At 69.4% G+C, this 9,695-nt stretch carries 10 protein-coding genes; 5 read left to right on the forward strand and 5 right to left on the reverse strand.

What is annotated here, in order from left to right; translation table 11 throughout:
- On the forward strand, positions 1–223 hold a 223-nt coding region (locus ACE3P6_RS03000; RefSeq protein ID WP_374391496.1), incomplete at its 5' end, for a response regulator transcription factor.
- A 75-nt stretch (positions 224–298) separates the two neighbouring features.
- Here ACE3P6_RS03000 and truA read toward each other — a convergent pair.
- Positions 299–1,072, reverse strand: a complete 774-nt coding sequence (gene truA, locus ACE3P6_RS03005; protein WP_374391498.1) for a tRNA pseudouridine(38-40) synthase TruA — start codon at positions 1,070–1,072, stop codon at positions 299–301.
- A 189-nt stretch (positions 1,073–1,261) separates the two neighbouring features.
- Here truA and ACE3P6_RS03010 point away from each other — a divergent pair, with 189 nt between their 5' ends.
- Together ACE3P6_RS03010 and ACE3P6_RS03015 are read left to right on the forward strand one after the other, a co-directional pair.
- Complete coding sequence (locus ACE3P6_RS03010; protein WP_374391500.1) at positions 1,262–2,674, forward strand: YcjX family protein; 1,413 nt, start codon at positions 1,262–1,264, stop codon at positions 2,672–2,674.
- A 29-nt stretch (positions 2,675–2,703) separates the two neighbouring features.
- Positions 2,704–3,654 (forward strand): YcjF family protein, encoded by a 951-nt coding sequence (locus tag ACE3P6_RS03015; RefSeq protein WP_374391514.1) that lies wholly within the window; start codon positions 2,704–2,706, stop codon positions 3,652–3,654.
- A gap of 157 nt (positions 3,655–3,811) precedes the next feature.
- Here ACE3P6_RS03015 and pth read toward each other — a convergent pair whose 3' ends face one another.
- Entirely contained in the window at positions 3,812–4,486 is a 675-nt protein-coding gene (gene pth / locus ACE3P6_RS03020; protein WP_374391502.1) for an aminoacyl-tRNA hydrolase, read from the reverse strand.
- A gap of 73 nt (positions 4,487–4,559) precedes the next feature.
- On the opposite strand from pth, the gene ACE3P6_RS03025 reads away from it, so the two are divergent.
- Positions 4,560–5,237: an FkbM family methyltransferase gene (locus tag ACE3P6_RS03025; RefSeq protein ID WP_374391504.1), complete on the forward strand. Its 678-nt coding sequence runs from the start codon at positions 4,560–4,562 to the stop codon at positions 5,235–5,237.
- Positions 5,238–5,304: 67 nt separating this feature from the next.
- On the opposite strand, the gene ACE3P6_RS03030 is transcribed toward ACE3P6_RS03025, so the two are convergent.
- The gene (locus tag ACE3P6_RS03030) at positions 5,305–5,910 is read right to left on the reverse strand and encodes a 50S ribosomal protein L25/general stress protein Ctc (RefSeq protein ID WP_374391506.1); all 606 of its coding nucleotides are present in this window, start codon (positions 5,908–5,910) and stop codon (positions 5,305–5,307) included.
- A gap of 428 nt (positions 5,911–6,338) precedes the next feature.
- Between ACE3P6_RS03030 and ACE3P6_RS03035 the strand changes: the two genes are divergently transcribed.
- Positions 6,339–7,484 (forward strand): MFS transporter, encoded by a 1,146-nt coding sequence (locus tag ACE3P6_RS03035; protein ID WP_374391508.1) that lies wholly within the window; start codon positions 6,339–6,341, stop codon positions 7,482–7,484.
- On the opposite strand, the gene ACE3P6_RS03040 is transcribed toward ACE3P6_RS03035, so the two are convergent.
- Together ACE3P6_RS03040 and ACE3P6_RS03045 are read right to left on the reverse strand one after the other, a co-directional pair.
- Positions 7,472–9,055: a 5-guanidino-2-oxopentanoate decarboxylase gene (locus tag ACE3P6_RS03040; protein WP_374391510.1), complete on the reverse strand. Its 1,584-nt coding sequence runs from the start codon at positions 9,053–9,055 to the stop codon at positions 7,472–7,474. The two genes, ACE3P6_RS03035 and ACE3P6_RS03040, sit on opposite strands and share 13 nt — an antisense overlap.
- Positions 9,052–9,695: pyridoxal phosphate-dependent aminotransferase (locus tag ACE3P6_RS03045; protein WP_374391512.1), on the reverse strand; the 644-nt coding region annotated here is incomplete at its 5' end. The genes ACE3P6_RS03045 and ACE3P6_RS03040, both read right to left, overlap by 4 nt.

Consider the following 9,695-nt stretch of genomic DNA (forward strand, 5'->3'; position numbering starts at 1 on the left):
CGTGCTGCTGGACGTGATGCTGCCCGAGCTGTCCGGCTATGACATCTGCGCGGGCATCCGCACCGACCCGGCGCTGGCAGCGGTCAAGGTGCTGATGATGACCGCCCGCGGTTCGGCGCTGGAACGCAGGCGCGGGATCGAACTCGGGGCGGACGGGTTCATCTCCAAGCCGTTCGAGCTGAAGGACCTGCGGGCGGAAGTGCGGCGGTTGCTGGCGAGGTAGGCCTCCTCGTGCGCCTTCGGCTTCTCGTCGGAGAGCCGGTCGCCAGCGAGGAGCGACGAAGGAGACGACGAGCGGTCAGCTAGCAAACGGGTCCGCCGGATAGCTCACCCCCACCAGATACAGCCCCTGCGGCGGCGAGACCGGCCCGCAAGCCGCCCGGTCCCTGGCCTCCAGCGCCGTGCGCACATCCTCGGGCGACCAGGCCCCGGCGCCGACCCGTTCCAGCGTGCCGACGATGGAGCGGACCTGGTTGTGCAGGAAGCTGCGGGCGGCCAGGTCGAAGCGGTATTCGATGCCGCCGGAATAGGGGTGTTCGGATATGTCGATCCGGTCCAGCGTCTTCACCGGGCTTTTCGCCTGGCAGAGGGTGGAGCGGAAGGTGGTGAAATCGTGCTGCCCGATCAGTTCGGCGGCACCGGCCCGCATCGCCTCCAGGTCCAGCCGGTTCAGCACCTGCCAGACAAGACCCTTGTCATGCGTGACCGGCGCGCGGCGGGCGATCAGGCGGAAGGTATAGCGCCGCCCGGTGGCGGAAAAGCGGGCGTGGAAGTCGTCCGGGACGCGGGCGCAGGCGAGGATGGCCACCGGGTCGGGCCGCAGATGCGCGTTCAGCGCCGAGGCAAGCTTGAACGGGTCCCAGTCCTTCGCCAGATCGGCATGGGCGACCTGCGCCGTGGCATGAACCCCCGCATCGGTGCGCCCTGCGGCGGCGATGGTATGGGGGCCGGGTTCCAGCTTCCCCAACGCGCGTTCCACCGCCCCCTGCACCGAGGGCAACCCCTGCGCCTGCCGCTGCCAGCCCGCGAAGGGGCCGCCGTCGTATTCGATCTGCAGAGCATAGCGGGGCATGGGCTTCCCTACCCCGGAAAAGGGCCGCCATGCAATCCTTGCGAAATCGTTAATGTCCGCGACCAAGTCATTGATTTTGAAGGGCTCAAAATTCTGTCCACCGTGGACATCCTTTCCCGTCCCCACCTGCCTTCCATTCCCGCCCGCCCCTGCCTATCTTGGTCCGGCAAGGCAGAAGGGGCGGCGAGGGTGTTCTCCGGGCTGACGGACGGAATTTCCCGGGGGATCGAAAGCGCGGGGGCGGGGCTTTCCGGGGCCATGTTCGACACCACTCTCCGGCTGGGCGTGACCGGCCTGTCGCGGGCGGGGAAGACCGTCTTCATCACCGCCCTCGTCGCCAACCTCCTGAACCGGGGCCGGATGCCACAACTGAAGGCCGCCGCGCAGGGCCGCATCCAGGCGGTCTACCTGCAGCCCCAGCCCGACCTGACCCTGCCCCGCTTCGACTACGAGGCCCACCTCGCCGCGCTGACCGGCGACCAGCCCCGCTGGCCCGCCTCGACCCGCGCGATCTCGGAGCTTCGCCTGTCCTTCCGCGTCCAGCCCGCCGGGTTCCTCTCCTCCTGGCGGGGGCCGCATACGCTGCACCTCGACATCGTCGACTATCCCGGCGAGTGGCTGCTCGACCTTGCGCTTCTCGACGACAGCTACGAGGCCTGGTCGGAAGCCACCCTCGCCCGGCTGGAGAAACGGGCCGAGGCGGCGGCCTACCTGGCGCTCGCCCGGGCCGAGGACGGCGCGCTTCCGGTGGACGAGACGAAGCTGCGGCACCTGGCCGAGGCCTTCACCGCCTATCTCACCGCCGCCCGCGATCTGGGCCGGGTCGACGTGACGCCGGGCCGGTTCCTGTTGCCGGGGGACCTCGCGGGTTCCCCGGTCCTGACCTTCGCCCCGCTGCCGAAGCCTGCGCTGACCCCCCGTGTGAGCCTCTGGCGCGAGATGGAGCGGCGCTACGACGCCTACAAGTCGAAGGTCGTCCGCCCCTTCTTCCAGGACCATTTCGCCCGGCTCGACCGGCAGGTGGTGCTGATGGACGTGCTGGGCGCGATCCACCAGGGGCCGAAGGCGGTGGAAGACCTGCGCCGGACGATGGCCGAGGTGCTGGAAGCCTTCCGGCCGGGGCGGAATTCCTGGCTGTCGTCGCTGTTCGGCGCGCGGCGGGTGGAGCGCATCCTGTTTGCGGCGACCAAGGCCGATCACCTGCATCACGAACAGCACCCGGCGCTGACGGCGATCACCGCGAGCCTGCTGGCCGAGGCGAAGCACCGCGCCGACTTCTCCGGCGCGCGGACCGAGGCGATGTCGCTGGCCTCGCTGCGGGCCACGGTGGAGGAGGTGGTTCCGCGGGATGGGGCCGAGGTCCCGGCAGTGCGGGGGACGCTTCTGGCGACGGGCAAGCCCGCGCTGATGTATCCGGGTGCCTTGCCCTCTGACCCCGCGCGGCTCCTCTCTCCCGCGCGGGAGGGGGCGGAGGCCTGGCTCGATGCCGATTACAGCCTGATGACCTTCGCCCCCGCCCGGTTGACCCTGCGCCCCGGCGAGGGGCCGCCGCATATCCGGCTGGACCGGGCGGTGGAGTTCCTGTTCGGAGACCAGCTGTGAGCCGCCCGCCGAAGCCTTTCCTGGAGGAGATGGAGGAGGGTGCCGATCCCTCGCTCGCGCCGCCAGTGCCGGACGCGCTGCCCGAGGGGCAGGCGATGCAGGCTGTCGCGGCCTTGGCGCAGAAGCGGGGCTCGGGGCTGACGCGCTTCGCGGTCTGGGCGTTTTCAGCGCTGTTCAGCTTTGCCCTGTCGGTCGCGGCCTATGATTTCGTGACCGGGCTTCTGGCGCGGAATGTCGTGCTGGGATGGGTTGCCCTCGTCCTGGTCGTGCTGGCGGTGCTGGGCGGGCTCTTCCTTGCCCTGCGCGAATGGGGGGCCTTCCTGCGTCTGAAGCGGCTGGATGGCTTGCGGGAGCAGGCGATTTCGGCGCGGGCGGCGGCGGACCTGAAGGCAGCACGGCGGGTGGTTGCGGGCCTGACCGGCCTCTACGCCGCGCGGGGCGATACCGCCTGGGGCCGGGCGCGGCTGGCGGACCGGGAGGGCGAGGTGATGGATGCCGATGCGCTCCTGTCGCTGGCCGAGCGGGAGCTGCTGGCGACGCTGGACGCCGAGGCGAGGGCAGTGATCGAGGGCGCGGCGCGGCAGGTGGCGACTGTGACGGCGCTGGTGCCGCTGGCTCTGGCCGATGTGGCGACGGCGGCAGTGGCGAACCTGCGGATGATCCGGCGGATCGCGGAAATCTATGGCGGGCGGTCGGGAAGTTTCGGCAGCCTGAAGCTGCTGCGCCGGGTCTTCGGGTCGCTGGTCGCGGCGGGGGCCTTGGCGCTGACCGACGACATGATCGGTTCGGTCGCCGGAGGTGGGGTGTTGTCCAAGCTCTCGCGCCGGTTCGGCGAGGGGGTGGTGAACGGTGCCCTGACCGCGCGGGTCGGGCTGGCGGCGATGGAGTTGTGCCGCCCCTTGCCCTTCGTCGCGCTGGAGCGGCCGGCGGTGTCCTCGTTGGTCAAGCGGGCGCTGGCGGGGCTGGTGGCGCGGGGGTAGGTCGGGCGGCTATTGAATTGAGCGCGTGCCGCGCAAGCCTTTGTCTCGCCTCTGCGCGTGAAGAACGCGCAACCGGCTCGGACGTTGGGGGCGCTTCGCCCCCCAAACCCCCCGAGGATATTTGGAGCCAGGTGAAAGGGCTTGTTCGCGTGGCGGATTACCGGAACCTGTCCAGCAGCTTCTGCATCGGGCTGCGGGTGTCTTCCTCGGGTTTCGGGGCAAGAGCGGGGACTTGGGGTCTTTCCTTCGTCGTGGAGGATCGGGGCGGGGCGGTGCGCAGGGCGACGGCGTTCAGGAATTTCTGGGCGTCGCCTGCGGCAAGGGCCTCGGCTCCGTCGGAGATGCCGCGGAGAAGGTCTTCCAGCCAGTCGGCATCGGCCTTGGCGAAGTCGTGCAGGACGTAGGGAGCAACCGCGTCCTTGTGGCCGGGGTGGCCGATGCCGAGGCGGACGCGGGCGTAGGCATCGCCGAGATGGCCGTGGATCGAGCGCAGGCCGTTGTGTCCGGCATGCCCGCCGCCCTGTTTCAGACGCAGCTTGCCGGGGGCGAGGTCAAGCTCGTCGTGGAAGACGGTCAGGTCGGACAGCGACAGTTTCCAGAAGGCGACGGCGGCCTGGACCGACTGTCCGGAGAGATTCATGAAGGTCTCGGGCTTCAGGAGCGCGACCTTTTCGGTGCCGAGGCGGCCTTCGCTGACCAGCCCCTGAAAGGCCTTGCGCCAGGGGGTGAAGCCGTGGTCGGCGGCGATGCGGTCCAGGGCCATGAAGCCGATGTTGTGCCGGTTCCCCGCATATTTCGCGCCGGGATTGCCGAGGCCGACCCAGAGTTTCACCAAGGCTCTCCCCTTCGAGGTTCGGGGTGGGATATAGCGGGGACAGGGGCTTGAGACAACCGGACGGGACAAGATGCGCAGCTTCACCCTTCGCGGCCTGACGTTGTATCTGCCGGAGGCGGCGTTGAAGGGGAACCTGGAGCGGGCCTTGTCCTCGGGTCGCTACGAGCACCACGAGGCGGATGCGCTGCTGCTGCACCTGCGGCAGGGGGACCGGCTCTTGGACCTGGGCGCGGGGCTGGGGTTCATCTGCGCGCTGGCGGCGGGGGTGCTGGGCGAGGATGCGGTGGTTGGGGTGGAAGCGGGGCCGGAGACGGTGAAGCTGGCGCGGAAGAACCTGGCGGCGAACGGGTTTCCGGGGGTCAAGATCGTTCGGGGCGCGGTGGTGGCGGCGGCAGGCGAGGGCGAGGTGGAGTTCGGCCAGCGGCCCGCCTTCTGGGCGAGCGCCTTGAAGGGGCCGGAGGGCTGGCCGGAGAATGCCGAGGTCATCCGGGTTCCGGCCCGACCCATCGGCAGGCTGCTGGAACGGTTCCGGCCCACGGTGATCTGCTGCGATATCGAGGGGGGTGAGTTGTCGGTGTTGGTCGAACCCTTGCCGGGGGTGCGGCTGGTGGTGGTCGAGACGCATCCTCAGATCTATGGGCCGGAGGGGGTGAAGCGGATCGTGGAAGGCCTCTCGGCGCAAGGGTTCGCGGCGGCCGAGGGGGCGAAGGCGGATACGCTGGTGTTCCGGCGGGCGCAAGCGCCCTGAGGACGACGGGCCGAAATGCAAACGGGGGACCCGAAGGCCCCCCGCGCGTCTTGTGCAGCCTGTGCGATCAGGCGCTGGCTTCGGTTTCTTCTTCCGCCACCAGACCCGAGGGGGCCGCGATGTTCGCGATCACGAAGTTGCGGGCGATGGTCGGCTTGGCGCCCGAGGGCAGCTCCACGTCGCCGATGTGGATGACGTCGCCGATCTTGCGCCCGGTCAGGTCGACCGTGATGTGATCGGGGATGTCGCCCGCGGTGACTTCCAGTTCGACTTCGTGACGGACCACGGTCAGCGTGCCGCCGCGCTTGAGGCCGGGGGCTGCGTCGTGGTTGACGAAATCGACGTGGATGAACAGCTCGATCCGGCTTTCATCGTGGATGCGCATGAAGTCGACATGCGTCGGCAGGTCCTTGACCACGTCGCGCTGGACAGAGCGGCAGATGACGTGAACGTCCGGCTGGCCTTCGACCTTGAGGTTGAAGAGCGTCTGCAGGAAACGGCCCTGGCGCAGCTTGGTCAGGAGGTAGTTGTAGTTCATCTTGATCGGCTGGGGTTCTGCCCCGTCGCCGTAGATGATGCCGGGTACGTTGCCCTCACGACGGGCTTGACGGGCGGCCCCCTTGCCTGTCCCCGTCCGCACCTCGGCCTTAAGATCGACGATCTCGCGTGCCATTGGTTCTCTCCATATGATAGTCCGCCATCCTCCAAGGGTGCATGGCGCGACCGGGGGGCAGTAGCGGAGAATGGCCGGGAAGGGAAGGGGGAAGTTCGGGGCAGGAGACGGCGCCCCCGGGGCAGAGTTAATCGAAGATGAAGGGGGAAATGTCGAGGGGGAGGCAACGGGCCAGCCTTCTGCCTGCAAGGCATTGGGAACGCTGGGTTAATTTTGCACTTTTCGGACAGGGACGACGTCTGCATCGCGTCTGGAAACCGTCTTCCTTCCGTCCATACGCGCGGCCATACGGCGGGTCATTAACCCTGCTGCGCGAATCGCGCGGGACGACCGGGCGTGTCGTTTTTGGCGGCGGCAGAGGTCGCGGCTGGGCTGGATGGCGGCAGGGGGACGGGGTAGCAGTCATGCTCTTGCCCCGGAGCGGCCCGATGATTTCCCTGTCCAATCTGTCCTATGCGCGGCCCGCGATTGCGGCCTTCGCGGCGATGGGGGTGCTGTGGGGAACCTTCGCGGCGGTCTTGCCGGACCTGAAGACGATGCTGGGGGTCGATGAAAGCCAGCTGGGCCTCTTGATCTTCTGCACCCCGATTGCGGCGATCAGCGCGATGCTGGTGGCGCCGGGGTTCGGGGCGGCGGTGGGGCGGCAGGCGCTGCCGCTGTCGGTCGCACTGATGGCGCTGGCCTTCGCGCTGCCGGGGCAGGCGTCGGTCTGGTGGCTGTTTCCGCTGGCGATGGCCTGCACGGGTGCGGCGACCGGGCTGACCGACGTGCTGATGAATGCGCGGGTGGCGGCGATGGAGACCTCGCGCGGGTTGCATCTGATGAACCTGGCCCATGCCGCCTATTCCTTCGGCTATGCGGGCGGCGCGATGCTGACCGGCGTCTTGCGCGGGGCGGGCTGGGGGCCGGATTGGGTGATGGGCACGATGGCGGCGCTGGGAGTGGCCTGCGCGGCGCTCACGCTGGAGCAGGATGGGCGGATCGAGGGGTTGCGGAAGCCGAAGGACGGATCGGGCGGCGCTTTGGGCTGGGTGCCGGTCATCGGCGGCGGGATCGTGCTGATCGCCTTCATGACCGAGAACGCGGCCGAGAACTGGTCGGCGCTGCATATCGAGAAGACGCTGGGCGGCAGCCCCGAGGAAGGTGCGCTGGGCCCCGCGATGCTGGCGCTGACGATGGGCTTTGCGCGGCTGGGCGGGCAGGGGCTGGCGGGGCGGGTGAACCCTTACACGCTGTTGCGGCTGGGGGCGGTGGTCGCATCACTGGGCGCGCTGGTGGTGGCCTGGGCGCCGGGGCCGGGGCTGGCTTACCTCGGGTTCTTCGTGATGGGGATCGGCGCGTCGGTGCTGGCGCCGACGGCGTTTTCGCTGGTTGGCCAGTTGAGCGCGCCGGGCGCCCGGGCGAGGGCGGTCGCGCGGGCCACCTTGCTGGGCTATTTCGGCTATTTCGTCGGCCCGCCCTTGTTGGGGCTGATCGCGGGCAGCTTCGGACTGCGGGCGGCTTTCGTCTATGCCGCCTGCCTTGTCGGACTGGTCTTCGTGCTGGCCCCGGTGCTGGCGCGTCAGCGGACCTGAATTTCCAGAAGACGCGGGCCGTCCTGCGGGGTGGCGAGCATGTCCGCCAACTCCTCCGGGTCCTGCGGCACGCGGGCGAAGAGCATGTCGCAGGCCATTGCGAAATGCTCCATGTCGAGCGGCGAGGGGTCGCAACCGAGGATTTCCGGCACTTTCGCCTGGCGCAGGGCTTCGGCGATCTCGCGGAATCCGGCGTTGTTCCAGACGACATAGGTGATCGGCAGCTTTTCATCGACGGCAGTGCGCAGCTCGCCGGGCGAGAATTGTAGCCCGCCATCACCGATCAGGCAGACGACCGGCACGCCGGGCGCGGCGATGGCGGCGCCGACGGCGGCGCCGGGGCCATAGCCAAGCGCGCCGTAGCCGGTGGCGGCGTTGAACCAGCCGCGCGGGCGGTCGTGGTCGTAATAGAGGTTCGCGGCATAGATCGGCTGGGTGCTGTCGCCGACGATGATCGAGTTCGGCATCGCGTCGCGGATCGCCTCGACCATGTCAAGCTGGGCGGGCATGGGTTCGTAGAGCGTCGCAAGCTCGGCCCGGGCGGCCTGGCGTGCGGCTTCGGCGCGCTCGGGGCCCTCGCGGTTGGCGCGGATCGTCATCGGCAGAAGTGCGGTCATCATCGCGCCGGCCTCGGCCTTGACCGGCATCTTGGCGGGGTGGCGGGCAAGCTGGTCGGCGCAGATGTCGATGCGGATCATGTCCGAGAGGTTCGGCACGCGACCGTTGGCATACATGTCGTAGTCGGTCGGCCCAAGTTCGGTCCCGATGGCGAGGATCTGGTCGGCATCGGCGATGAACTGGCGGACCGAGGTCAGGCTGGGCGAGGCGGGAACCGACAGGCGGTGGCCGAACATCGCACCACGGGCGTTGACGGTCTGGATGACGGGCGCGTCGAGCGATTCCGCCAGTTTCTGCAGCGCGGTTTCCGATCCGCGGATGCCGCCTCCGGCGAGGATCACCACCCGTTCGGCGGCGTTCAGGGCGGTCGCGATGCTGCGGATGCGGCCGAGAGGCAGCGGCACGGTGCTGCCGGCGACCACGGGGGCCGACAGTTCGGGGCAGGGCTGGGCCATCATGTTGGTGGAGATCTGGATATGCGCCGGGCCGGGGCGGCCCGAGGTCATGGCCGCGAAGGCGCGGTCCAGCACATCGCCCAGCTTCTTCGGGTCGGTCACGGTTTCGGTGTGGCAGAGGGTGGCAACCATCGCGCCCTGGTCGGGGAGTTCGTGCAGGCGGCCAAGCCCCTTGCCGAGCGTGTCGCTGCGGCCGAGGCCGGAGATCACCAGCATGGGCACGGAATCCGCCTTGGCCTGGGCCATCGCGGTCAGGGTGTTGGTCAGGCCGGGGCCGGTGATCACGAAGGCGGCGGCGGGCTTGCCCGAGACACGGGCGTATCCGTCGGCCATGAAGCCCGCGCCCTGTTCGTGGCGGGGGGTGACGTGGCGGATCCTGTCCCCGGCGGCGACGAGGCCACGGTACAGCTCGATGGTGTGGACGCCGGGGATGCCGAAGACGGTGTCGATGCCGCGGGCGATCAGGCCTTCGACGAGACGGATGCCGACGGTGGTCATGCTGCGTTCCCCAGGATGCTGGCCGCATGGGCGGCGATGCGGTTGGCGGCCTCGGTGGTGCGGTCGTCGGGTTGGGTCAGCGAGAGGCGGAGCCAGCCGGACAGGCCGGAGCCGAAGCTCTCGCCAGGCATGACGGCGACCTTCTGGCGGTCGAGGAGGGAGGCGGCGAAATCCGCGCCCGAGAGGCCGGTGGCGCGGACATCGACGAGGGTGAACATCCCCGCCTCGGGCCGGTGGACGCGCAACCCGCCGACGCCGTCGAGCGTGCGGGCAATGATCCCGGCGCGGCGGGCGAAGCGGTCGGCCATGCTGTCGGCGACGGGCGAAGGTTCGGAAACTGCAAGTTCAGTGAGGTCGGCGATGAAGGGTTGCGAGCCGAAAAGCATGGTTTCTGAAAGTGGGAGCAGGCGCGCGCAGAATTCGGCCGGGCCGACGCACCAGCCGGAGCGGAAGCCGGGGGCGGCGTGGGACTTGGAGATCGAGGAGGCGACGATGGTGCGCTCGGCCAGTTCGGGGAAGTCGAGCGGCGAGGCGAAGGCGACGTTGGGGAAGACGAGGTCCTCGTAGACTTCGTCGGCGAGGATCCAGAGGTCGTGCTGGCGGGCGAGGTCACCCAGGGCGCGGATGTCGGCGGGGCGCA

This window comes from Tabrizicola sp. (assembly GCF_041911175.1).
Classification (GTDB): Bacteria; Pseudomonadota; Alphaproteobacteria; order Rhodobacterales; family Rhodobacteraceae; genus Tabrizicola.